The sequence below is a fragment of the Neoroseomonas soli genome (genome assembly GCF_018129065.1).
In the GTDB taxonomy this organism is placed as follows: domain Bacteria; phylum Pseudomonadota; class Alphaproteobacteria; order Acetobacterales; family Acetobacteraceae; genus Neoroseomonas; species Neoroseomonas soli.
Genome location: NZ_JAAEDM010000036.1, coordinates 1 through 23,167, shown reverse-complemented (window position 1 = coordinate 23,167; position 23,167 = coordinate 1). Strand labels below are relative to the sequence as shown.

The following is a 23,167-nucleotide window of genomic DNA, read 5'->3' as shown; positions in this document are numbered from 1 at the left end:
CGGTCTTGTTGTCGTTGTCAGCGCGGCAGGGAGCCGATCTCCCGGTCCCAGCGCTCCAGGATCCGGCGACGCGTCGCCGCGTTCCCGAAGGCCGCGAAATCGTAGTTCACCAGCCGGATCTGCGAGAGGTCCGGGATGCGCGGGTCCGGTGCCGCGCCGCGATGCGCCGGGACGTGCCATTGGTTCACCCGCGGGCCGATGTCCATCGCCGCGGGCGTCAGGTACCAGTCATAGAAGCGACGCGCCTGGTTCGCGTTCCGCGCGCCGCGGATGATCGACATGCAGGCCACCTCGTAGGAGGTGCCTTCTTCCGGATACCCGATCTCGATCGGGAAGCCGGCCTGCATCATGGAGGTGACCTCCATGTTGAAGGAGACGGCGAGCCCCGTCTCCCCCCGCGCCACGGCCTGCATCGGCGCTGCGCCGGAGCGGGTGTAGGCGTTCACGTTCGCATGCAGGCGCTTCAGGTAGTCGAAGGCGCGGTCCTCGTCCCACAACTGCACCAGGCCCGCGATGATGGTGTAGGCAGTGCCGGAGGAATTCGGGTTCGGCAGCTGGATCTCCCCGCGATAGGCGGGGTTCAGCAGGTCCGCCCAGGACCGCGGGATGGGCAGGGCCTTGCGCGCCATCAACTCGCGGTTCCAGGCGATGCCGATGGCGCCGGAGGAGACGCCGACGCAACGCCCCTCGGTGATGCGGTGCACATTCTGCGCCCACTCGTGCAGCCCGGACATGTTGGGCGAGGTGTAGGGCTGCAGGAGATTGGCCTCGGCGGCGGAGATATGCGTCTCGGCCGAGCCGCCGAACCACACATCGGTGCGCGGGTTCTGTGCCTCGGCACGGATCTGCGCCAGGATCTCCCCGGCGGATTTGCGCGACATGGACACGCGCACGCCGGTCTCGCGCTGGAAGGCCGTGGCGATCGCCTCGCACCAGTCGGCCTGCGGGGCACAAAGCATGTTGAGGCTGCCCTGCGCTGCGGCATTCCCCGCGAAGGCGAGGGAGAAGGCCGCGGCGACGGCGAGGCTGCGAAGCGACATCGGGACGCCCTCCGGTGCGATGACGGTCAGCGGGGCAGGGAGCCGACCTCGCGGTCCCAGCGCTCGATCAGCCGGCGGCGCTCTGCGGCGCGTCCATATTTCGCGAAGTCGTATTCGATGAGGCGGATCTGCGAGAGGTCCGGCGCGTTCGGCGGCAGCGGGGCCGAGCGGTTCGCCGGTGTCTGCAACTGCCCGCCTGCCTCGAAGCCGAGGCGCTGGGCCGGCTCGGTCAGCGCCCAGTCGTAGAAGCGCCGCGCCTGGTTCACGTTGCGGGCGCCGCGGATGATGGACATCGAGCCGATCTCGTAGCCCGTGCCCTCGCAGGGCGTGGTGTAGGCGACGGGGAAGCCGGCATTGCGTTCCGTCACCGCGTCATGGACGAAGGAGAGCGAGACGCCGGTCTCCCCGCGCGCGACTGCCTTGATCGGGCCGGTGCCGGAGCGGGCATAGGAATTGATGTTGGGGTGAAGCTGGCGCATGTAGGCGAAGGCCTGATCCTCGCCCATCAGCTGCACCAACGTCGCGATGATGACGTAGGCGGTGCCGGAGGAATTCGGGTTGGCCACCTGGATCTCGCCGCGGAAGCGCGGCTGCACCAGGTCGGCCCAGCAGCGCGGCGGCTCGATGCCCTTTCGCGCCAGCAATTCCGTATTGTAGCCGAAGCCGACCGCACCCGCGTAGACGCCGACGGCGCGCCGGCCGGACTGCTCCCACTGGCGCAGTGCCCAGTCATGCAATTGCGTGCGGTTGGGGCTTTCATAGGCCTGGGTGAGGTTCTCCTCCCCGGCCGCGAGGTGGGGGTCGCCGGTGCCACCGAACCACACGTCGCCTCGCGGGTTCTGTCCCTCGGCGCGGATCGCTGCGAGCGTCTCGCCCGAGCCGCGCTGAGTCATGTTCACGCGGATGCCGCTGTCACGCTGGAAGTTGTTGGCGATGGCCTGGCACCACTCGATCTGCACGGAGCAGTAGAGGTTGAGCGTGCCCTGTGCCGCGGCGGGCGCCGCATCGACACCCAGCATGCCCGCCAGGGCGATCGCCGCGGTCCAGCGTGCCGTTCTCATGCGTGCCCCCCTGCTCGATGCGCCGGCATTCGCGAAGCAGCGGCGCTGACCGGTCAGTAGGACAGAATGCGGCGAATGTCATCAGATGGTCATCAATACGTCACACCCGTTCCGGCACCCACGGGGCGGGTGCCCCGATCGGAGGCCGGAGGCGGGTGACGCCGCCGTCATCTGCCGAAACGGACGGCGAAGTGACTGCATTTTGGGCGGGCGTTTCCCGCGATACGCCGCATTGCGCACCGTTTTCGCTGGCACGGATTTCGCAGTCGGGAACCCCCGGGAGACGAAGCCGCCAATCGGGTCGGAGCGTCCTCCCGCGAGGAGGCCAACCCTTGACCAAGACCCTCATCACCCGGCGCAGCGTGCTGGCCGGCACGGGCGCCCTGCTTGCCGCTCCCTCCATCCGGCCCTCGATGGCGCAGTCGGCGCCGATCAGGATCGGTGTGCTGCACTCATTGTCCGGCACAATGGCGATCAGCGAGACGGCGCTGCGCGACACGGTGCTGATGATGGTCGAGTACCAGAACAGCCGCGGTGGCCTGCTCGGCCGGCGTCTCGAGGCGGTGGTGGTCGATCCGGCCTCCAACTGGCCGCTCTTCGCGGAAAAGGCGCGTGAACTCTTGCAGGTCCACAAGGTGGACGTGACCTTCGGGTGCTGGACCTCGGTGTCCCGCAAGTCCGTGCTCCCGGTCTTCGAGGAGCTGAACGGAATGCTCTTCTACCCTGTCCAGTACGAGGGCGAGGAAGAGAGCCGCAACATCTTCTACACCGGCGCCGCGCCGAACCAGCAGGCGATCCCTGCCGTGGAATACCTGATGTCGGCCGATGGCGGCGACGCCAAGCGCATCGCGCTGCTCGGCACGGACTACGTCTATCCGCGTACCACCAACCGCATCCTGCGCGGCTTCCTGAACTCCAAGGGCATCGCCGATGCCGACATCATGGAGGAATACACCCCCTTCGGGCATTCCGACTGGCAGGGCATCGTCGCGCGCGTGAAGCGCTTCGCGGCCGAGGGCAAGAAGACTGCCATCGTCTCGACCATCAACGGCGACGCGAACATTCCTTTCTACCGCGAACTCGGCAACCAGGGCATCAAGGCTGAGGAGATCCCCTGCGTCGCCTTCTCGGTGGGCGAGGAGGAACTCGCCGGCATCGATACGCGCCCATTGGTCGGCCACCTTGCCGCCTGGAACTACTTCATGTCGGTGCAGTCGCCGGCGAATACGCGCTTCCTCGAACTGTGGCGTGCATACATCCGCAATCCGCGCCGCGTCACCAACGACCCGATGGAGGCCACCTACACCGGCTTCAGCATGTGGGCGCAGGCCGTGGCCCAGGCCGGCACCACCGCGGTGGACGCGGTGCGCACGGCGGTGATCGGCCAGAAGTTCGACGCGCCCGCCGGCTACACGGAGGAGATGCTGCCCAATCACCACCTCTCCAAGCCGGTGATGATCGGCGAGGTCCAGGCGGATGGGCAGTTCAATATCGTGTGGAAGACGCAGAACGCGGTCCCCGCCGAGAACTGGTCCCAGTTCATCCCGGAGAACGCCAATCGCCGCCGCGGCTGACGAACCGATGCGGCGCATCGCCATCCTCCTGCTGGTCCTGCTCGCGCCCCTTGCCGGGCATGCGCAGGACGCCTTCGAGGCGGCGCTGGCCGGCCTCGGCGGCGGCTTTGCCCAGCAGGCGGAGGCGGCCGAACGGCTCGGCATGCTGGGCGACCCGCGCGCCGTGCCGATCCTGCGCGCCCTGTCCGACGGCCGGTTGTTGCGCGCCGGCGATGGCGCGCTGCTGGTGCGGGAGGGCGATCGCAATACCTTCGCCCTGACGGGCGCCGCAGCCGAGATCTCCGGCGCCGAGCCGGTGCGCATCAACAACCGCGTCCGGGCGGCGCTTCGCGGAGCCCTCGGGCGGCTCTCGCTGGTCTCCCCGGACCAGGCCGAACGCCTGGCGGCGGCCGAGGCGGTGTTCCGCAGCCGTGCCGCCGAGAACATCCCGCTCCTTGAGGCGGCGCTGGCCCGTGAGAATGTCGCGCGCATCCGCGAGAGGATGGAACTCGCCCTTGCCGCCTCGCGCCTGGCCGCGGGGGACGAGGCGGCGAAGCGGGCGGGCATCGCTGAACTCGGGGCCTCCGCCTCGACCGAGGCGCGCGCCGTGCTGCTCGAATCCCGCGCCGCCGCCCCGGCGCTTGCGGCCGAGATCGACGCGGCCGTCACCGCGATCGACCGCCGGCTCGCCATTCGCCATGCGGCGGAAACCTTCTTCCAGGGACTCTCGCTCGGCTCCGTGCTGTTGCTGGCCGCGCTTGGCCTGGCCGTGACCTTCGGCGTCATGGGTGTGATCAACATGGCGCATGGCGAGTTCGTCATGCTCGGCGCCTACACCACCTTCGTGATGCAGGAGGCATTGCGCGGCATTCCGGCGCTCGCGCCCTGGTCGCTGCCGCTCTCCGTGCCGGCGGCTTTCCTGGTGGCCGCCGCCTGCGGGGCGGTGCTGGAACGCGGCCTGATCCGCCACCTCTACGGACGGCCCCTCGAGACACTGCTGCTGACCTTCGGCGTCGGCATGATGATCCAGCAGGCGGTGCGCCTCGGCTTCGGTGCGCAGAACCGGGAGGTGACCAGCCCGCCCTGGATGCAGGGCACGCTCGAACTCGCTTTCGGCGTGACGGTCACGCAGAACCGGCTGTGGATCCTGGTCTTCTCGCTGCTCGTCCTGGGCCTGACGGTGGCGGCCATCCACCTGACGCGCTTCGGGCTGGAGATGCGTGCCGTAACGCAGAACCGGCGCATCGCGGCGGCGATGGGTATTCGCACCGGGCGCGTCGATGCCTTCACCTTCGCCTTCGGCTCCGGCATCGCCGGCATCGCGGGCGTGGCGCTGAGCCAGATCGACAATGTGAGCCCCAACCTTGGCAGCGGCTACATCATCGACAGCTTCATGGTGGTGGTCTTCGGGGGCGTGGGTTCGCTGGCGGGCACGCTGGTGGGCGCGATGAGCCTCGGCGTCGTCAACAAGGTGCTCGAACCCTATGCCGGCGTGGTGCTGGCCAAGGTCTTCGTGCTGGTGGCCATCATGCTGTTCATCCAGCGGCGGCCGCGTGGCCTCTTTGCCCTCAGGGGCCGGGCGGCGGAACAGTGAGCCTGGCGCTCTCCGCACCGCCGCCATCGCGGCTTCGCCTCGGCATGCGGGCCGGGCTCGGCGCCGCCGTGGGGCTTCTCGCGCTGCTGCCGGCGCTCAATGCTCTGCCCACGGATCATGCGCTGCACGTCTCCGACTTCATCGTCTCGGTGACGGGGAAGTGGATCTGCTACGCGATCCTCGCGCTCTCGCTCGACCTCGCCTGGGGATATGCGGGGATCCTCTCGCTGGGGCATGGGGCATTCTTCGCCCTTGGCGGCTATGCGATCGGGATGCACCTGATGCGTCTCATCGGGCCGCGCGGGGCCTATGGGCATCCGGTGCTGCCGGATTTCATGGTGTTCCTCGGCTACACCCAGTTGCCGTGGTTCTGGCGGGGCTTCGAGTATTTCCCCTATGCGGCGCTGATGGTGCTGCTGGTGCCGGGCGCCCTGGCGCTGGTGGTGGGGTTCCTCGCCTTCCGCAGCCGCATCACCGGGGTGTACCTGTCGATCCTGACGCAGGCGATGACCTACGCGCTGATGCTGGCATTCTTCCGCAACGACATGGGGTTCGGGGGCAACAACGGCTTCACCGATTTCAAGGAACTGCTCGGCATGCCGCTCGCCACGCCGAGGGCGCGGGCGGCGCTGTTCTATGCTTCCCTGGTCGCGCTGGTGGCTGCCTTCCTGATCTGCTCGGTGCTGACGCGCACCAAGTACGGGCGGGTGCTGACGGCGATCCGCGACGCGGAAAGCCGTGCACGCTTCCTCGGCTACGACACGGCGCGACACAAGCTGTTCGCCTTCGTGCTCTCGGCCATGTTGGCGGGGCTCGCGGGTGCGCTCTACGTGCCGCAGGTCGGCATCATCAATCCCGGCGAGTTCAACCCCGGAAACTCGATCGAGGCCGTCATCTGGGTTGCGGTCGGCGGGCGTGGCACGCTGGTCGGCGCGGTGCTCGGCGCCTTCTCGGTGAATGCGCTGAAGACCTGGCTGACCTCGGCGGCGCCGGACCTCTGGCTCTTCGCGCTCGGCGGGCTCTTCGTGGTGGTCACGCTCTTTCTGCCGCGCGGCCTGATCGGCGTGTTCGACCGGCTGAGGAAGGGGAGGGCGCCATGAAGGGCAGGGCGCTCTACCTCGACGGCGTATCGGTCGTCTTCGATGGCTTCCGCGCGCTGAACAATCTTTCCCTCATCGTCGAGCCCGGCGAGCTGCGCGCCGTCATCGGCCCGAATGGCGCGGGCAAGACGACGATGATGGACGTCATCACCGGCAAGACCCGACCGACCGCCGGCACCGTCCGCTTCGGGGAGGCCGACCTCACGCGGCTGGACGAGCCCGCCATCGCCACCCTCGGCATCGGCCGCAAGTTCCAGAAGCCGACGGTCTTCGACCACCTGACCGTCTTCGAGAACCTGGAACTGGCGCTGAAGGCGCCGCGCGGCGCGATCGCCTGCGTGAAGTGGCGGCTCTCGGGCGAGGCGCGCGACCGCATCGCGCGGGTGACGGAGGAGGTCGGCCTGCTCGCTCGCGCGCATGATCCGGCCGGCATCCTCTCCCATGGCCAGCGGCAATGGCTGGAGATCGGCATGCTGCTCGCGCAGGACCCGGAACTGCTGCTGGTGGATGAGCCCGTCGCCGGCATGACCGACGCCGAGACGGAGCGCACCGCCGCCATGCTCGTTGGCATCGCCGGCCCGCGCAGCGTCGTCGTCGTCGAGCATGACCTTGAATTCGTCCGCGCCCTCGGCCGCCGCGTGACGGTGCTGCATGAGGGCAGCGTGCTGTCGGAAGGCTCCATCGACCACGTGCAGAACGACCCGCGCGTGATCGAGGTGTATCTGGGGCGATAGGATCAGATGCTCGACGTTCGCTCCATCGACCTCTCCTACGGCGCGAGCCTCTGCCTGCGCGGCGTCTCCATTGCCGTCGAGCCGGGGAGCATCACCTGCGTGCTCGGCCGCAACGGGGTCGGCAAGTCCTCCCTGCTGCGCTCGATCATGGGGCTGGAGACGGTCGGTGGCGGGACCGTCGCCTGGGAAGGGTGCGACATCACGCGCATGCCGACGGCGGAGCGCGCCCGCGCCGGCATCGGCTACGTGCCGCAGGGCCGGGAGATCTTCCCCTTCCTGACGGTCCAGGAGAATCTCGAGACCGCGCTGGCCGCCGCGCCGCGCGGCTCCTCCGTCGATTCCGAGGTCTTCGACCTCTTCCCCATCCTGCGCCAGTTCCTCCGCCGGCGCGGCGGCGACCTCTCGGGCGGGCAGCAGCAGCAACTCGCCATTGCGCGCGCGCTATGCGCACGGCCGCGGCTTCTCATTCTCGACGAGCCGACCGAGGGCATCCAGCCGAACGTCATAAAGGACATCGGCCGCGTTATCGCCCATCTGGCGAAGGATCGCGGCATGGGCGTGCTGCTGGTCGAGCAGTATTACGAGTTCGCCCGCGGCCTGGCCGATCGGCTCGCCATCATGGTGCGCGGGGAGGTGGCGCTGAGCGGGGAACCGGCCGCGCTGGACGAGGATGCGGTGCGCCGGCTGCTGACCGTTTAGAGCGGCTTCCACATCGGTGGAAACCGCCCTCGCCATGTCGGAGCGAGCATCGTCACGCATGCGGCTGATTCCAGCCCTATGCGATCTGCGCTGCGCGGTCAGGAACTCCCCGACGTGCATTCTCTGCATGCTTGCCCGGCGAACGCCGCACCGCTAGCGTTTGCTTATAGAGATTCCGGCGCGTGTCCCACCGCCGGCACCGGATGGCGGGCGGAGCGGAAGAACCTCCTGGGCGTGCAAACGAATCATCCCCGCGGGACCGCCCGCTTCGCTTGCCGCGATCTCCGCCGGCGTCGCGCGGGCATGGCGCTGTCCGTGCAGCCGGTTCGTGACCTGGCCCATCGGGGTTCCCGCTAGATGAAAGAATCGCCCGAGGAGACGTACGCCGTCCGCTCGGCGCGGGACGGAATGGAACGCAGGGCGCGCTGGCGCTTGACCGAGTGGCTGGGCCGCATCGGCACGCGAGCGGGGATCGCCTCCGTTCTCATTCTCGTCGCGGTCGCGCTGCAGGGCTGGAATGCTTTCGACATCCTCGCGCGCCAAGCTGAGGTCATCGAGGAACTGGGTCCGCGGCAGCGCGCGCTTCAGGGCACGGTGGACTCGTTTGCGGGCGGGGTCGCCGCCTACGGGAGCGCCTTCGTCGCCGTCGTCGCAGGCAGCGTGCCGCCGAATGCCGTCGTCGGGCGGATGGCGTTGCCGGCCAACCAATTGGCGACATCGTTCCGCCGCCTGGAGGAGCAACTCGGGCCTGATCTCGACCCCGCCGTGGTCGGCGCCGGGCGGGACATGCTCGCCCGGCTGCCGGACCTCACGGAACGCGCGCGCCAGACGGCCGTGCTCCGGCGGCGTCCTGAGCCGCCGCTGCTGGAGGAGTGGCTGGACCTCCAGACCGCCTTCAACCGCCTGGCCGTGGCGGCGAGGGAGGCGGTGGACCGGCGATCCGACGCCGCGCTGAGGGCGGCGAGCGAAGTCTCCCGGCGTGGGCACGGCGTCACGCTCGCCGCCGCCCTGATCGGCCTGCTCGCCGTGGTGCTGGTGTGGGTGATGGTCCGCATAATCATTCGCCCCGTCGGGCGGATCGCTCAGGCGATGATCCGGGTTGCCCGTGGCGACCTGGGCGTCACAGTGCCGATGACGCGGCGGGAGGACCAGATCGGCCAGGTGGCGCGCGCGGTGGAGGTGCTGAGGGAAAGACTGGCCGCGACGCACCGGCTGGCCGAGCGGGCGCTGGAAGGCGCGCGGCAGACCGCCTCGATCGCCACCCAGGCCTCCGGCACGCTCGGGGTCCTTGCCGATGGCTCCGGCGCGCAGCTTGCCGGGCTGCAAGGGTTGGCAGCCGGTCTCGCCGACAGCGCAGACGCGCTGCGGGCCGCGGGCGGAAGCGCAAGGGACGCGCTTGAGCGCGCGGGCGATTTGAAGGTGCTGCTGGACGACAATCTCGGGCGGCTGCGTGACCTGGGCGAAATCGTTCATCGCCTCGGCGACGACACCGATCACGTGTCGCAAAACGTCAAGGCGATCGTCGATCTCGCCGCCCAGGCGAGAACCCTGGCCGCCGATGTCGCCTCCGCTGCCAGCCGCGCCGGGGAGCATGGTCGGGCCCTTGCCGTCGTGGCCGAGGGGATGGACCGGCTTGGCACCGGCACCGGGCATCTGGCGCGCGAGATCGCCGCAATCGTGGACAGCGCCGGGCAGCGCCGCGGCGAGGCTGCCCGCAGCCTCGCGGAGATCCGCGCCGCCCTCGAACGGCTCGATGAGATGCTCGCCGAGCTGGCGCTGCTCGGGGGCGCGGTCGTCGAGGCGACAGTGCAGCAGGAGCAGGCCCTGCGGCATCTCGACGAGCGCGGCGGGGTCCTTTCGGGCATGGGTGGCGCGAGCGCGGCGACGGCCGAACAGGCCTCCGCCGCCATGCGCGAACTCTCGCGCCTCGCGGGGGATGCGAAGGCCGCGGCGGAGGCCATGACGAGCGAGACCCGCGCCGGTTAGGGCACATCGCATGTGGCCGGGATGCACCGCATCCGTGGCGCTGCCCGCTCATGCCGCCGAGCCTTGCGATGGTCCCGTCATGGGCGAGGCGAATGGCATGGCGCGCGGGGTTGGCGGGGCGGCCGCACGCGGAACTGCGGCGCATCCGGAAATTGACCGGGGCGAAGGGCGGCGCGACGCCTGCGCGAACCGTCAGGCCTCGACGCTGGACATGACAACGGAAGCGTTCACGGTCTCATCCCCGAGCACGCGCCAGATGCCGCCCACGAGCACCTCGCTCGGTCGGAAGCGGGCCTTGTAGGCCATCTTGCGGCTCTCCGGCACCCAGTAGCCGAGATAGACATAGGGCAGGCCGAGCTCGCGCGCGCGGTCAACCAGCCACAGCACCGCGTGGGTGCCGAGCGAGCGCTTCTCCGCCGAGGGGTCGTAGAAGGAATAGACGGCCGAGAGCCCGTCCGAGAGCCGGTCCGTCAGGCAGGCCCCGAGCAGCCGGTCGGTGCCATCGCGGAACTCCACCACGCCGGTGCCGATCGGCGTGTCCTCGACCATGGCGCGGTAGTCGTAGAAGCCCATCGCGGCCATGTCGCCATCGGCGTGGCGGGCCTTCTGGTAGCGGTGGAACAGGGCGAACTGCTCGGCGGTCGCGCGCGGCGGCATCTCGACGGCGGAGACGTCGGCATTGGCGCGGGCGATGCGGCGCTGCGTGCGGTCCGGCTCGAAGGCGCCGGCGATGATGCGGATGGGGATGCAGGCCTGGCAGCCCGGGCAGACCGGCGAATAGGCGATGTTGTGGCTGCGCCGGAAGCCGGCCCGGGAGAGGCGGTCGTGCAGCGCCTCCGCCTCCGGGCCGGAAAGCTCGGTCACGATCTTCCGTTCCGTCCGTCCGGCCAGGTAAGGGCAGGGCAGTGGCGCGGTCGTGTAGAAGAACTGCGGACGGCGGGCGGATCGCTGGAGCATGTTGTCGTCCCTAGTGTCGGCGCGCGCCGCCCTGGAATCAACCATCGCCCGCATCAGGGCGTGAGGCGGATGCGACCGGACGGCTCTCCTTCGACCGGCCCGAGGCGTAGCAGCACGCCGTCCCGCCAGGCCGGCACCTGGTCCGCCCAGTGTTGGCTCATTGGATGGCCCGACTGGCCGGTTGCAATGACGACGAAGGTCGCCGTGGGATCCGCGAGGTCGAAGACACCGCGGAAGCCGGCACCGTGGATATTGCCGAAGCGGCCGCCGACCTCGGGCCCCAGGCCGGCGCGGGCCACCGTCTCCCCGTCGCCGCCCGTCGGTGTCGTGATGCGCGTCAGCGCGCCAAGCCCGGGCAGGAAGCGCAGCAGGGAGTGTTCGAAGCGCGCCTCGTGCGCCGGCCCCCAGCGCCAGGCTGCCGGGTCGGGGCCGTGCACCGGCGCAAGGTCCGCGACCGCCCGCGCGAGCGCGGCCGAGAGCAGCGGGCCGCAGCCGGCTTCCCCGCACCAGGCTGCGCCGGTCGCGGCGTCGGTCAGCACGCGGCGGAGGAATTCCGGGCTGGCCCGCCAGGCGTCCTCGGGCAGGCCGGCGCGGGTCAGCAGGCCGCGGCCGAAGCGGGCGAGGGCGGCGTGGAAGAGAAGCGGCTCGGCGCGCGCGGCCTCCATGCCGCCCTGCCATGCGGAGAGAATGTCGTGCGCAGCGCCCGCCGCGCCGGGCGGTCGCGGGGCGGCGCGCAGGGCGGGCAGCACCTCCGCGGCGAAGAGGGAATACCGGTCCGCCTGCATGGCCGCGAAACCTGCGGCATCCGGCCGGGAAGGCCCGTCCAGCAATGCGCCGATCCGCCGGAAGCGCCAGTCGCCCGGCCAGTCGCGGCCGAGGAACACCCCATGGCCCGCCGGCACGATCCGGTTGTTCGCATTGGCGATCAGGCCGCTCGCCGGGCGTTCGACATGGGGCAGCGCCTCGAAGGGCGCGAAGCCGGTCCAGTCTGCGCTGCCGTCCCAGCCGGGGACGGGCCGGCTGCCATCACCCGAGCGGCGGACGGGCGCGCGGCCGGTGAGGAACATCGCGATGCCGCCATCGGCATCGGCGACCATCAGGTTCTGCGACGGGCTGGTGATCAGGCGCGCCGCTTCCCGCGCCTCAGCGATGCTGCGCGCGCCGTTCAGCGCGATCAGGCCAGCGGCGGCGGTGTCGCCCGGTTGAAGGTTCGCCATGGCGACGGCGAGGACCGTGCCGTCCGCCCGCCCCGCCGGGGCATCGAGGTCCGAGACGACCGGCCCGTGCCGCGTCTCCCGCACGCGCAGGGTCACAGGCGCGCCCCAGCGGACCTGGATCACCTCCTCCCGCACCGTGAAGGTGCGGGGCCCCTCGGGGGTCTCGTAGGCATCGGGGCCGGCGAGGCGCTCGACGAAGACATCCTGCGTGTCGGAATGCGTGGTGGTGAAGCCCCAGGCGAGGCGGTCGCTGCGGCCGATGACGATGCCCGGCACGCCAGGCGCGGAGGCCCCGGCGAGAATGCGTCCACCCGGCAGTTCGATGCGCGCCAGGTACCAGAGGATCGGCGCGCCGAAGCCGAGATGCGGGTCGCTGGCCAGCAGCGGTGCGCCGGTGGCCGAGCGCGCGCCATCCACCGTCCAGGCGTTCGAGGCCATGGAAGGCAATGGCGCATCCTCGGGGAAGCGCGGCAGCGCCGCCTCCAGGCGCTCGAGCCCCGCCAGCGGCGGCACGGCGGGGGGCGGCGCCTCGGCGGGTGCGAGCGCGGCCTGCATCTCCGGCGCGTCGGGCCGGCCCGCCGAAAAGTCCCGCGGCCAGAGATCCTCCAGCCGCTCCGGCGGCAGGATGGCGGCAAGGCGCGCGCGGTCGAGTTCGGTGCGCCAGTTCCCCGACAGCCAGAGGCCCATGACCTTGCCCCAGAGCAGGCTGTCCACCGGCCGCCACGGTTCCGGCGCGCCGAGCAGGACGAATTCCGGCCCGGCGAAGCGGCCGCGGCGCGCGATCCAGGCATTCACCCCCCGCGCATAGGCCTCCAGCGCGGCGCGGACATCCGCGGGCAGGGCGGCGAGGTCGGCCTCCGCCCGCGGCACCAAGCCGAGCAGGCGCATGAAGCGGTCGACGCGCAGGCCGCCGCTGCCGGTCACCTCCGCCAGCCGGCCGCTCGCCCCGCGCCGCATCATCTCCATCTGGAACATGCGGTCGCGTGCGTGCAGCCAGCCGAGCGCGGCCCAGGCGTCGTGCTCCGCCCGGGCGGAGATGCGCGGGATGCCGTACTCGTCGAAGGCGACCTCGACCGGCGCCGAGAGGCCCGGGATGTCGAAGTGCCCGTCGCGGGCGGGCAGAGTCCACCACACCGTGGCCGCCACGCCGGCGACGACGAGGGCCAGGAGGAGGATCAGGCCGCCAGCAATCCGGCCGCACCAGCGGAGAAGAGTCTTCACGCGGGTGAAGATGGCGCCGGCCGGCCGGGATGGGAACCAGCGACGTCGGGGCGGGGGCGCCGGATCGATGCGCCGGGCGAATCCTGTGAGAGCGGTTTCCACATCGGTGGCAGCCGCTCTCGCCATGGTTGAGCGAGCATCTTCACGCATACGGCTGCTTCCAGCCGCATGCGATCTGCTCTAAGCGGCAGGCATGCCTCAGCCCGACCGGCCGCCCGCCCGCCTGCTCCGTCAGTCGGGCGGCATCCGTCTGCATGTCTGGCCCGGCGAAGGGCCTGCCACGCTCGTCGTCTTCGCGCCCGGGCGCATCGAGGCGATGGCGCCGGACGAATGGTGGGGCCACGGCCTCGCGGCGAGGCTCGGCTGGACCACGCTCTCCTTCTCCACGGACGCACAGGACTGGTATCCGGCGGAGCCGATGAGCGAGTTGCTGCCGGAGGCGGTGGCGGCGGGCGGGCCGGCCTCGGTCACCTATGGTTTCTCGATGGGCGGCTACGCGGCGCTGAAATATGCCCGTGCGCTCGGCGCGAAGGCGACGCTGGCGCTCTCGCCGCAATATTCGATCGACCCGGCCGATGTGCCGGAGGACGCGCGCTCGCAGCAATTCTTCGACAATGCCCGCCATGTCGGCATGGCTGTTCGCGCGGAGGACCTGGCGCCGACCGCGATCATGGCCTTCGACCCGTTCGATCGGGAGGACGGCGCCCATGCCGCGCTGCTTGCCCGGCTGCCCGGGCTGCATGCCGCGCCGCTGCGCCATGCCGGCCATGCCACCCCGACGGTGCTGGTCGAATCCCGATCCGCGCGGCATGTGCTGATGGCTGCGCTGGCGGAGGACCCGGCACTGGCGCTCGCGACGCTCCGCGAGGCGCGGCGCGCCTCCCCGACGCTCCTCTCGGCCTTGGCCCTGGCGCTGGAGCAGCGGGGCCATCCGCGCTGGGCCAAGGCCTTCGGGGCCGCGGCGGATGGGGGGCGGACCGTGCCGCCGCACCGCGGGCTGGACGCGCGGGCGCGCGCGCTGCGCCGCGTTGGGCGCTACGAGGAGGAGGAAGCGCTGCTGCGCGAATGGATCGCGCAACGGCCGGAGGAACCGGAGCCCCGGTTGCGCCTCGCCAATTGCTGCATCGCCATGGACGATCCCGCGCGCGCCGCGCCGGCGATCCGCGAGGCGATCGCAACGGGACCGGTCGACCAGCACCTGCGCGGCGCGCTGGTGCAGTGCCTGAAGCGCCTCGGGCGGGTGGCGGAGGCCGTCACGGCGGCGGAAGAGGCCGTTGCCGCGGCGCCTCGCCTTGCCTCGGCACATGCGCAGCTCGGCTCCATACTGGCCTGGGCCCGCCGGCCCGGCGCGGCGCGGCGGGCCTTCACCCGCGCCATCGCCATCGACCCGTCGGATACGGAGGCCGCCACCGGCCTCGCCATCCTGGAGCCGCCACCCGAGGGCGGCACGGGCCATGGTCCGCGGATGACGGAACTGCTCGCGCGCATGTCGGCGGCGCCGGCGGCCGAGGGCGCCTGGCACGCCCTGGCGAACCAGTTGCGCGAGGCGCGCCGGGTGCCGGATGCGATTGCCGTCGCGGAGCTCGGCCTGCATGCGCACCCGGCGGCCTTGGGGCTGCGTCGGCTTCTGGCCACGCTGAGGCTGGGAGCCGGGCAACTGGCGGAGGCCGAGACGGGTTTCCGCGCGCTGACCGAGGCCGCGCCCGAGGAGCTCGACGGCTGGCTTGGCCTGACCGACGCGCTCTGGCGTCAGCGTCGCTTCGCCGATGGCCACGCGGCTGCCGCCGCGGGGGCGATCGCGCACCCCACCAGCGCCGTGCTTGCCGCGCGGCACGCGACCTACCTGCTGCTGGCGGGCGAAGGCGGGGCGGTGGCCGCCGAGAAGGAGGCCCGCCGGGCGATCGCGCTCGATCCGGGCGAGGAGAACGCCTACCTCACCCTCGCCGATGCGCTGTGGCGCCAGCATCGCGCGAAGGATGCGCTGCGGGAGATCAGGGCCGCCGCCGGGACCTTGCAGGACAGCGTCGCGATCGCGGCGCGGCTCGGCCATCTGCTGCTTTCGCAGGATTCACCCGCGGCCGCCGCGGAGGCCTTTGCCCGGGCCACGGTCGGACCGCGCGTCCCGGCCCATGTCTGGCTGGGATATACCGACGCGCTCTGGCGCGCCGGCCGGGTCGAGGAGGCAGCCCAGGCGGCACGGCGGGGCGTCGCCGCGCATCCGAAGGCGGCCGATCTGCGCGCGCGCCTCGGGCAGTTGCTGCTGGCCGGAGGCGATGCGGGCGCGGCGCGCGAGGCGCTGGCCGAGGCACTGGAGGCGAGCCCTTCCTCCGAGGAGGTGCACCTCGCCCTGGCCGATGCGTTGTGGCGCCAGGGCCGCCGGGCCGAGGCGGTGTCCGCGGCGCGCGAGGCGGTTGCCGCGGTGCCGGACAAGCCGGCCGTGGCGGCGAGGCTGGGTCACCTGCTGCTCGAGGACGGTGCGGTGGAGGAGGCCGCGGCCATCTTCGGGAAGGTGACGCAGGACGAGCCGACCCTGGTGGCCGGATGGGTAGGGCTGAGCGAGGCGGAGCGGCTGCGCAAGCGCATCAGGCCGGCGCTTGATGCCTATCGGCGCGCGGTGGCCGAAGGCGCTGACCGGCCTACGCAGCGGATGATGCGGTTCCGCCTGTTCGGCGAACTCGAGGAATGACGCGGCGCCGGAACTGACCGCATACGGCCCGGGGGGGGCCGTATGCGTGACGATGCCCGCGCAAACGTGCCGTGAGTGGTGCCCGCTCGCTCGGCGAGCGCTCTACAGGCTGCACGCCGCGTCGAGGAAGGAGCCGCCGAGCGTACCGGGCGTGGCGGCCTGGAAATCCCGCCGGCGCGGACGTTCGGCATGCACCGGCTCCTGCGCGTTCTGGCGGGCGAACCAGGCGCCTTCCAGCGGGCGCCACTGGCGCTCGGCGCAGCGGTATTCGCCCATGAAGCGGACCGAGTGCGCCTGGCCGCCGGTTTCGGGGATGGGGATCGGCTCGCGCAGGTTCAGCAGGATCCAGGCGCGGCGCACCGCGCCGGCGCGGACCAGGCCGCGCCGCTGGACATAACCCGAGACGATGTCGCCGGAGGTGTTGAGCGAGGGTATCGACTCCCAACCCACCGGCGGCGGCGGGGCCGGTTCCGGTGCCGCGACGGGCGCCGGCGCCTCGGTGGCGCAGCCGGCGAGCAGTAGCGCGACGAGGGCAAGGCGACAACCCGGCAGGTTGCGGCGGCGTGGCCGGTTCATGCCCGCGATGCCCGGCGCCGCGCGGAAGCCGCGCGACGCCTCCGTTCTGCAGCGAGCGGGCGCGCTCACGTCATATTCACCATGATGGTCTTCTTGTGCGTCAGGCGGTAACGCCGGAAAAACAGCCAAAACCTGTTAGCCGGGGGCAATCCGGGGGCAATGCCCACGAGGGCGACCGGGGCCGGGGTGGCAGCGTCGGGGACGGCGGGGATCGTGGCCATGGGGGCATGCTGCATCCCCGCCGCCCCACGGGCAACCGGGGCCGAGTGCCGGGCGGCACCGCCGGGCCTGGAAGGGCCTGGGAGGGCGCCGCCGGGGGCGCGGGCACCGTGGGCGCCAGGGCGGCCGTGCCGGTGGCCGTCAGGGCCAGGGGAGGGCCGCCCCGCGCGCTGGCGGGGCGGCACCGGGTCAGCGCGCCGGGTGGGTCAGGCGCATGCGGCGTTGATCGCGTCCGCCCGCTTGGCCAGCGCCGCGCGCCAGGGGATCGCCCAGGCGTCGGGAAGGGGTGAGGCGGGAAACAGACGGACAATGACGTCCTCCCCGCCGTCTTGCCTCTCGGCGCCATAAACCACGAGGAGGCAGCCGCCCGCCTGCATCAAGGTACGCTCGACGTCGGCGTTGAGTTTGGCAGGCGAGTAGCAACGCAAGAGGTCGCGAACCGCGCTGCGGAAAGTCGCCTCCACGGTGTAGTCATCATCGTGAGCCTGGGCGTCCAAGCCCTCGCGTTCGACCAAAGTGGGCTCCGGCGGCTCGGGCGTGATGAAGACGTCCTCATGCGGTCTAGCGATGAGCGTCGGCGCCGCGCGCTCGATGGCGAGCCGCATCAGCGATGCCTGAAACTGCTCCGTGGCGACCGCGACCATCCGCACGGCGCCTCCGTCGTTCTCCACCGCCACAATCGGCCGCGCGGGAGTCAACAAGACCCGCCCCGCGATAAGGAAATGCGCCAGCCGTTCGCGTGCTTCGGGGCCGAAGCACGTCGCCGTGGCGGCGCACTTCCTGCCCCAGGTCGCGAGGGGCTTGGCGAGGTGGTCCATCGAAGAAGAAGCGGAAAAAGGTTGCGTCATGCCGTGCATGAGCATGCTCCTGTAGGTTCGAGTTGTAGGAGCACGGGAGGCTCGGGGCCTCTTAGGGCTGGTGCCTGTTAGACACCCGCCTGCGCGGACCCGCATGCGGCACTCTTGGTGCATCGCATCGGTCGCGTATAGCGAAACCAATGGGCACGGGCCGTAGTCAAGAAATTTTTCGCAGATGTCCGTCGCTTTGCCGCGCGATCTGCCGCAAGCGGGTCAGTCCGATCTTGCGTTGACCTTTTTCCAATCGTAGCCCGGGCACCGTGTCGAGGGCGTCGCACGCGGCGTGAGCCTGGCCGGCTGAAGCTGCTTGCGGCCCGACTCGAGGATGTCTCTACCGGCAGCGTCAGGGCGGCGTTTGGCCATGTGAGACGCGAGCAGAGGGCTAGACGACTCAAGCCTCTTATGACACCTTGTCGGCATGAGATCAGACAAAGCGTCTAAACACGTTATTCCGGAGGAGGTGCAGCACCTTCTTCGCCTCCCGCATAACTCCGGCCACTCCGCTTTGCTGGTGCAGATCGCGGGGATCGCATGCCAGGTCATCCTCAACGCCGCGAAAACCCCCTACCTGGTAGTGCTGGTTGCCGAAGGCACGGCGACCCCGGAGCATGAGGACGGCTTGAAAGCGGTGATGGCGGACCATCCCACTGTCGCCGTTGGAGTTCTCATTGCCGAGAAGGTCAAATTCATAAGGAAGAACTTTCGCACGCAGGACTTTGAGTATGTCTCGCGCATAGAGCCAGCAGGACAAATTGCCCCGTCCTTCATCCTAGCGCCTCCGACGGATCGAGAGCCCGCGGCGAGAGGCCTCAAGCCCTTGGCGGACCGCCTCGAAAACATCCTGTTTGAGGTTCACAGCGCCCTGCGCGACCTGGACGGGCTCCATGCGCCCGACGCTTTGGACGAGGTGTGCAAGCTACTGTACGCTAAGGTTTCGGATGAGGAGGCAGGTGCTCGGCGAGGCGAGTACCGCTTTCAGCGCGCTCGCTACCTATCCGCCGAGGAATGCGCGGCTGAAGTACGCCGCCTCTACCTGGATGCGGTCGAGAGCGACCGCACCGTGTTCGCCAACAGAATCCCCGGTTACGAAAGGTCGCGCGGGGTCTTTCGCGAGCCGATCACGCTGTCCAGCTCGGCCATTGTAAGGGCGGTGGAGCTGCTGCAGCACTACGACATCTCCGGCTCGCCCGTGGACATCAAGGGCCGTGCCTTTCAGAACGTGCTCCTCCCGGCCATTCGCTCAGGGATGGGCCAGTACTTCACTCCCAAGCAGGTCATTTCCTTCGTCGTGCAGGCCATGAACCCGAAGGTAGGTGATCTCATCATGGACCCGTTCTGCGGGTCCGGGCACTTCCTCACCGAGGCCCTGGATCACGTCAGAAGGACGCGCGCCGCCGAGGACAAAGCTTTTCACGAATTCGCCTTCACCCGACTCCACGGAATCGAGAAGAGCGACCGCATGGTGCGCGTCGCCATGACCGACATGCGCCTTCACGGAGACGGCCACAGCAACATTCGGTGCGTCGATGCCCTGCTGCCGTTCGAGAACTACCCAGACCTGCACGAGGGATCGTTCGACCTGATTATGACCAACCCACCGTTCGGGTCCGACCTGCCGGCGGAGGCAATCGCGCAACTCGGTCCCTTCGAGATTGGGCAAGGGCGCAGGGGCACTTTGCCGTTGGAGATCGTCGGCTTGGAACGGTGCGTGCAGCTGCTCCGACCCGGAGGCAGGCTTGCCATTGTGCTGCCCGACAGCGTCCTTGGTAACCGCAGCACGAGCTACGCCCGCGACTGGTTGTGGAGCACGACCCGGGTTAGGGGGATCGTCAGTTTGCCTATCGAGACGTTCACCCCCTTTGGGGCGAACATCAAAACGAGCGTGCTCATCGTGCGGAAGATGGAGCACGGGGAGCGGGCAGAGGCGGACTACCCGGTCTTCATGGCGGACATCACTAACGTCGGGCACGACGCCGCAGGCCGCACCATTCAGGGCAGTGAACTGACCGTTGCGGCAGAAGCATTCGTTCAGTTCATCAACGAGGAGGGCTGGTGATGTGGGCGGGCAGGGTTCCAAGCGGCCAGCTTCGCGAGGCCGGACGTTGGGTTGTGTCCTACTTCGCCAAGACAGGATTTTCGGCGGCCTCAGCCTTCCCCATGCAAACGCTGCGCGACGTGGTGCGCGAGCGGCAGGGAGCGACCGACCCTCAGCAGCTTGGCGATCAGCCCATTTCCTACCTCGGTCTGGAGCACGTGCGCTCGGGCTCAGGTGAGCTTGTCGAGTTCGCTCAGCGTCCGGCGAACAGCGTCAAATCGAGATCGAAGGTATTCCGGAAGGGAGATGTGCTGTTCGGGCGCATGCGGCCGGAGCTGAACAAGGTCTATCTCGCGGAGGGCGAGGTAGAGGAGGGCATCTGCTCGACGGAGTTTGTCGTGCTGATCGCCTTGGAAGGGGTCGTGGTGCCGCGGTTTCTGCGCCACGTCCTCACAACTAGCTTTGTCACGGATCAGATCGGCCGTTTTCGCGGCGGCGCCGCGCTGCCGCGCATCAACACGGGCGACCTGCTGAGTATCCCCATCCCCGTGCCGCCGCTCGACGTGCAGCACCGCATGGCGGCACAGCTTCTAGAATTGGAGCGGGAGTTGATCGGGTTGCGGCGCCGCGTGGAGGCGCTGCCGGCGCTTATGTTGGAGGGCCTCAGCCAAGCGCTGATCGCCGGCAGCGACAAGTTGGAGGTGGACCAGGGTCCGAACTAACGTGGCGCGAAGAAGGTTCGCAGTCTGTCGCGGTAGTCGGGAACGCTCTGACTGATTGCGTCCCGAATCTCTCCCTTGTCTCCAGCCTCCGATATGCCGAGCGACTTGGCAAAAGATCTCCACTCGCTGACCCCGTACTGGTTCAGCTCTTCATCGGGGTAAAACTCGTGGATCAGGCTGATGTACTGGTGGCAAACGGTGTTGTCCGCTCGCATCTCGCGGAAAACGCTGCTCGCCTCCTTGCCGCTTGTCTTGAGCATGCGCACTAGACCACCGAAGTTGGCCGCATAGTCCACGCCTTTCGGTTTGCGGGTCGCCGGCCCTGAGCGTCGTTCGCGCTTTCCGGACTCGTTGAGGGGCTCGCCGACGTGCGTGCACTTGGCTGAGGAGCATCCGTCCGGGCAGGCACCCGTCTCCACGAAGCTCCCGCCTCTTGCGAGGTGCAGCCGGTCCCGCATGCGAATGATCGGGAGCGAGGGACCTAGGAAGTAGCTGTGGACCTTCGGCCAGACGTAGTGCTTGTCGTGCTCGGTCCAGGACCACAGAAGCACCAGCAGGTGGTCAAACCGGCTAGTTTCGGAGACGAGGTTGGTGAAGTGACCTTTGGCCTCATCGACGCCTAGGTTCATCGACTTAGCTTCGACGCGGAAGAGCTCGCCTTCGCGCGATTCTGGCTTCCAATCGGCTTTGCGGATGATACAGGCGAAGTCAGCGGGTTGGTGGTCGGGGAGCCAGACGAACTCGCACTCGCGCGCAATGCCGCCTTGGCCCGCCAGGGTGTTGTTCATGTAGTAGACCCAGAGCGCCTCAAGGAGGCTGCCCATGCCGCTTCCAAGCCGTCCTCCCCTCGTGCGGAAGGTCTTGGCTGTGAATTCGTTCATTCCGGCTATGACATAAGGGGCGTCTTCGCAGACGACCTTTACGGCAGCCTCGCTGAGGGTTGGGTCTGTCACCATGGTCTCAGTAGGTTCGATTTGCGAGTGCAGGGCAAGATGGATCGTCCAGGTGCGGATTCCAGCCGGCACAACTGCTCCAAATCGCGATACGATTCTCTCGATCGGACGTTGGACAGAGCGATATGGGGAGGTTAGCCGGCCTGAACGCCACCGGTCCAGGCACCGCACCTCACCCCCGCATCCGCTGCTCCACCTCATCGACGCTGAGCAGCCTCTTGCTATCGGCGTCCCGCAGATTGCCGCTGCTGTCGATGAGCAACACCACTGCATCGCCGCACGCGGACTCCGCGACGCCGAGGACGATGCTGCCACCCTTCGGCTCCTTCGTAATCGCGAGCCGCCAATGCGGGCCGCGCGGCGAGCGTCCGGCGTTGCGCCGCAGCAGTTCGGCAGCACAGGCATCGGCGGCGCGCCACACCATCGGCGACGGGCCACGCGACTGCGGCGGTGTATGCGCTGCCGCCCGGCGCGCGATGGGCGCGGTGCGCGCGATTCCGGCGAGTGCGCGCTGCTTGATCTGCGCCTGACGGTGCAGGATGCCGGTGCGGTTGGATGGGTCGTAGGGCACAGGATCGTTCTCCGTTGTCAGATGCGCGGCGCGGTGGCCGGGTGGAGCGAATTCGCGAGGCGGCGCGCGGGGCTGGTGATGCCGGCGCTGCGTTGCGCGGCAACCTCGGCACGCACGGCCGCGAGTTCGGCGCGGGCGTTAGCGAGTTCGCTGCGCGTTGCCGTGAGGTCGGCGCGCAACACTGCAACTTCGGCCCGGAGTTGCGCACGCGCCTTGTCGAGTTCTTCGTGCAAGTAGCGGTGGATGCCAGTGAGCAGCGCCTCCGTGTTCTTGTCGATCTTCGGCGCTGCCTTCTTCTCCGTCGTGCTCATGCCGCGCACTCCTCCGCTTCCGATGCGTCTGCCATCCACCGCATCGCGCGCACCGCATCGGCTGCGCGTTCGGCTTCGTCGTCGGGGCCGTGGATCAGCAGCGCCAGCACGCCGGGTTCGCGCTCCACGTAGCGGGCCGGCGGTGCCAGGTGTCCCGCGAACGTCGCCGCGATGGCGGCGAGCAGCGCGGCGGCCTCCGCGCCCGCGTCGAGCGGCCAGCGTTCAAGGTCGGTGTCGGGCGGCAACGCTTCGCCGAAAATCGCGCGATGGGCGCCCCGCACGGCCGCGCGCCACGAGAGCCGCGCAGCGTCGGCGGGGCAGCGTTCCACCACGGCGCGGCCGTCTGGATTGTCCGCGGTTTCCCAAAGCAGCACGGCCGCGCGCACCAGCAGGGCCGCGAGCGCATGCGCGGTGACGCCGACGCCGAAGTGATTGCGCGCGTCGTCGTGGTCGTAGCCGGCGGTGCCGGCGGCGGGTAGCGTCACGGTGAGGTTCGGGAAGTCGTAGATCGTGTGCCGCGCCCACACGGGCCAAAAGCCGATGGCGCGGATCACGACGCGCGGTGGCGTGGCGTTGTGCAGCGGTGGATCGAGGGAGCGCCAGATCGCGGCGAGCGCGCGGTCGGCGGCGGCCTGCTGCTGGCGAAGGGGTTCGCGCTGCTCAACCGGAACGAGGAACGGCGGCGGCGCGAAGTCGATGCGGGGATCGGGGAAGCCGAGGCGGGCGGGTGTTGAGCCGGCCGGCGGCGGCGCGGTGGTGGGCGGCATGGGGGCTCCGTGGCACGCGTTGCGGGGAGCGCCGGCCGGCCCGGTTCGGGAGCAATGGGGCCGGCCGGCGCATGACGGCGCGCGGGCAAAGCGCGCCGCCGAGCCGCGCGGCGTGGCGGGTGCGGGTGCAATGGCGGACGGCCTGCATGCCTGCTCCCTGGCGCTGCGTGACGGGGGCACCGCCGCAGAGCGCGCGCGCGAGGTCTGGAGCGGCCCCCAATTCGACCGGACAGGCGGCATAGCCCGGAGGGCCTAGGTTCAAGCCTAGGCGCACGCCTATGTCGAAGCCCATCGAGCGCGTTGAGATC

At 69.9% G+C, this 23,167-nt stretch carries 19 protein-coding genes; 9 read left to right on the top strand and 10 right to left on the bottom strand.

The window, feature by feature from the left end:
• Positions 1 to 17 precede the first annotated feature (17 nt).
• Complete coding sequence (locus tag GXW76_RS13890) at positions 18 to 1,040, bottom strand: ABC transporter substrate-binding protein (RefSeq protein WP_211862681.1); 1,023 nt, start codon at positions 1,038 to 1,040, stop codon at positions 18 to 20.
• 26 nt (positions 1,041 to 1,066) lie between these two features.
• Positions 1,067 to 2,101 carry an ABC transporter substrate-binding protein gene (locus GXW76_RS13885; RefSeq protein WP_211862680.1) on the bottom strand — a complete coding sequence of 345 codons (1,035 nt, stop codon included), beginning with the start codon at positions 2,099 to 2,101 and terminating at the stop codon, positions 1,067 to 1,069.
• A 332-nt stretch (positions 2,102 to 2,433) separates the two neighbouring features.
• Between GXW76_RS13885 and urtA the strand changes: the two genes are divergently transcribed.
• The 6 genes from urtA to GXW76_RS13855 all read left to right on the top strand — a co-directional run bounded on the left by urtA (position 2,434) and on the right by GXW76_RS13855 (position 9,767).
• A complete protein-coding gene (gene urtA / locus GXW76_RS13880) occupies positions 2,434 to 3,675 on the top strand; it encodes an urea ABC transporter substrate-binding protein (protein WP_456307109.1) in 1,242 nt (413 codons plus the stop codon).
• Between the two features lie 7 nt (positions 3,676 to 3,682).
• A complete protein-coding gene (gene urtB / locus GXW76_RS13875; protein WP_211862679.1) occupies positions 3,683 to 5,248 on the top strand; it encodes an urea ABC transporter permease subunit UrtB in 1,566 nt (521 codons plus the stop codon).
• Positions 5,249 to 5,292: 44 nt separating this feature from the next.
• A complete protein-coding gene (gene urtC / locus GXW76_RS13870) occupies positions 5,293 to 6,348 on the top strand; it encodes an urea ABC transporter permease subunit UrtC (RefSeq protein ID WP_211862697.1) in 1,056 nt (351 codons plus the stop codon).
• Positions 6,345 to 7,082 (top strand): urea ABC transporter ATP-binding protein UrtD, encoded by a 738-nt coding sequence (urtD, locus tag GXW76_RS13865; RefSeq protein ID WP_211862678.1) that lies wholly within the window; start codon positions 6,345 to 6,347, stop codon positions 7,080 to 7,082. Before urtC ends, urtD begins: the two co-directional genes overlap by 4 nt.
• Positions 7,083 to 7,088: 6 nt before the next feature.
• Positions 7,089 to 7,781, top strand: coding sequence for an urea ABC transporter ATP-binding subunit UrtE (urtE, locus tag GXW76_RS13860; RefSeq protein ID WP_211862677.1), 693 nt, complete (start codon positions 7,089 to 7,091; stop codon positions 7,779 to 7,781).
• Positions 7,782 to 8,213: 432 nt separating this feature from the next.
• Complete coding sequence (locus GXW76_RS13855; RefSeq protein WP_211862676.1) at positions 8,214 to 9,767, top strand: HAMP domain-containing protein; 1,554 nt, start codon at positions 8,214 to 8,216, stop codon at positions 9,765 to 9,767.
• A 192-nt stretch (positions 9,768 to 9,959) separates the two neighbouring features.
• Here GXW76_RS13855 and GXW76_RS13850 read toward each other — a convergent pair whose 3' ends face one another.
• Together GXW76_RS13850 and GXW76_RS13845 are read right to left on the bottom strand one after the other, a co-directional pair.
• Positions 9,960 to 10,724, bottom strand: a complete 765-nt coding sequence (locus tag GXW76_RS13850; protein WP_211862675.1) for an arginyltransferase — start codon at positions 10,722 to 10,724, stop codon at positions 9,960 to 9,962.
• A 53-nt stretch (positions 10,725 to 10,777) separates the two neighbouring features.
• Positions 10,778 to 13,162, bottom strand: coding sequence for a penicillin acylase family protein (locus GXW76_RS13845; protein ID WP_338150960.1), 2,385 nt, complete (start codon positions 13,160 to 13,162; stop codon positions 10,778 to 10,780).
• 193 nt (positions 13,163 to 13,355) lie between these two features.
• Here GXW76_RS13845 and GXW76_RS13840 point away from each other — a divergent pair, with 193 nt between their 5' ends.
• The gene (locus GXW76_RS13840) at positions 13,356 to 15,848 is read left to right on the top strand and encodes a tetratricopeptide repeat protein (RefSeq protein WP_211862673.1); all 2,493 of its coding nucleotides are present in this window, start codon (positions 13,356 to 13,358) and stop codon (positions 15,846 to 15,848) included.
• Between the two features lie 102 nt (positions 15,849 to 15,950).
• Here GXW76_RS13840 and GXW76_RS13835 read toward each other — a convergent pair whose 3' ends face one another.
• Positions 15,951 to 16,493, bottom strand: coding sequence for a surface-adhesin E family protein (locus tag GXW76_RS13835; protein WP_211862672.1), 543 nt, complete (start codon positions 16,491 to 16,493; stop codon positions 15,951 to 15,953).
• 356 nt (positions 16,494 to 16,849) lie between these two features.
• Positions 16,850 to 17,500 carry a hypothetical protein gene (locus tag GXW76_RS13830; protein ID WP_211862671.1) on the bottom strand — a complete coding sequence of 217 codons (651 nt, stop codon included), beginning with the start codon at positions 17,498 to 17,500 and terminating at the stop codon, positions 16,850 to 16,852.
• Between the two features lie 460 nt (positions 17,501 to 17,960).
• On the opposite strand from GXW76_RS13830, the gene GXW76_RS26155 reads away from it, so the two are divergent.
• Entirely contained in the window at positions 17,961 to 19,556 is a 1,596-nt protein-coding gene (locus tag GXW76_RS26155) for an HsdM family class I SAM-dependent methyltransferase (protein ID WP_211862670.1), read from the top strand.
• Between the two features lie 53 nt (positions 19,557 to 19,609).
• Entirely contained in the window at positions 19,610 to 20,257 is a 648-nt protein-coding gene (locus GXW76_RS25720; protein ID WP_211862669.1) for a restriction endonuclease subunit S, read from the top strand.
• On the opposite strand, the gene GXW76_RS13815 is transcribed toward GXW76_RS25720, so the two are convergent.
• The 4 genes from GXW76_RS13815 to GXW76_RS13800 form a co-directional block, all read right to left on the bottom strand.
• Entirely contained in the window at positions 20,254 to 21,282 is a 1,029-nt protein-coding gene (locus GXW76_RS13815; RefSeq protein WP_211862668.1) for a hypothetical protein, read from the bottom strand. The two genes, GXW76_RS25720 and GXW76_RS13815, sit on opposite strands and share 4 nt — an antisense overlap.
• A 100-nt stretch (positions 21,283 to 21,382) precedes the next feature.
• A complete protein-coding gene (locus GXW76_RS13810; RefSeq protein ID WP_211862667.1) occupies positions 21,383 to 21,781 on the bottom strand; it encodes a hypothetical protein in 399 nt (132 codons plus the stop codon).
• A 17-nt stretch (positions 21,782 to 21,798) separates the two neighbouring features.
• Positions 21,799 to 22,092 carry a hypothetical protein gene (locus GXW76_RS13805; protein ID WP_211862666.1) on the bottom strand — a complete coding sequence of 98 codons (294 nt, stop codon included), beginning with the start codon at positions 22,090 to 22,092 and terminating at the stop codon, positions 21,799 to 21,801.
• On the bottom strand, positions 22,089 to 22,859 hold the full coding sequence (locus tag GXW76_RS13800; RefSeq protein ID WP_211862665.1) for a hypothetical protein: 771 nt from the start codon (positions 22,857 to 22,859) through the stop codon (positions 22,089 to 22,091). Before GXW76_RS13800 ends, GXW76_RS13805 begins: the two co-directional genes overlap by 4 nt.
• Between the last annotated feature and the right edge of the window lie 308 nt (positions 22,860 to 23,167).

What these genes read in the sequence shown, in the direction of transcription:
- GXW76_RS13890 (WP_211862681.1), bottom strand. Translation starts at nt 1,040, where the DNA reads ATGTCGCTTCGCAGCCTCGCCGTCGCCGCGGCCTTCTCCCTCGCCTTC.
- GXW76_RS13885 (WP_211862680.1), bottom strand. Translation starts at nt 2,101, where the DNA reads ATGAGAACGGCACGCTGGACCGCGGCGATCGCCCTGGCGGGCATGCTG.
- urtB (WP_211862679.1), top strand. Translation starts at nt 3,683, where the DNA reads ATGCGGCGCATCGCCATCCTCCTGCTGGTCCTGCTCGCGCCCCTTGCC.
- urtC (WP_211862697.1), top strand. Translation starts at nt 5,293, where the DNA reads ATGCGGGCCGGGCTCGGCGCCGCCGTGGGGCTTCTCGCGCTGCTGCCG.
- urtD (WP_211862678.1), top strand. Translation starts at nt 6,345, where the DNA reads ATGAAGGGCAGGGCGCTCTACCTCGACGGCGTATCGGTCGTCTTCGAT.
- urtE (WP_211862677.1), top strand. Translation starts at nt 7,089, where the DNA reads ATGCTCGACGTTCGCTCCATCGACCTCTCCTACGGCGCGAGCCTCTGC.
- GXW76_RS13850 (WP_211862675.1), bottom strand. Translation starts at nt 10,724, where the DNA reads ATGCTCCAGCGATCCGCCCGCCGTCCGCAGTTCTTCTACACGACCGCG.
- GXW76_RS13840 (WP_211862673.1), top strand. Translation starts at nt 13,356, where the DNA reads ATGCCTCAGCCCGACCGGCCGCCCGCCCGCCTGCTCCGTCAGTCGGGC.
- GXW76_RS13830 (WP_211862671.1), bottom strand. Translation starts at nt 17,500, where the DNA reads ATGCACGGCATGACGCAACCTTTTTCCGCTTCTTCTTCGATGGACCAC.
- GXW76_RS13805 (WP_211862666.1), bottom strand. Translation starts at nt 22,092, where the DNA reads ATGAGCACGACGGAGAAGAAGGCAGCGCCGAAGATCGACAAGAACACG.
- GXW76_RS13800 (WP_211862665.1), bottom strand. Translation starts at nt 22,859, where the DNA reads ATGCCGCCCACCACCGCGCCGCCGCCGGCCGGCTCAACACCCGCCCGC.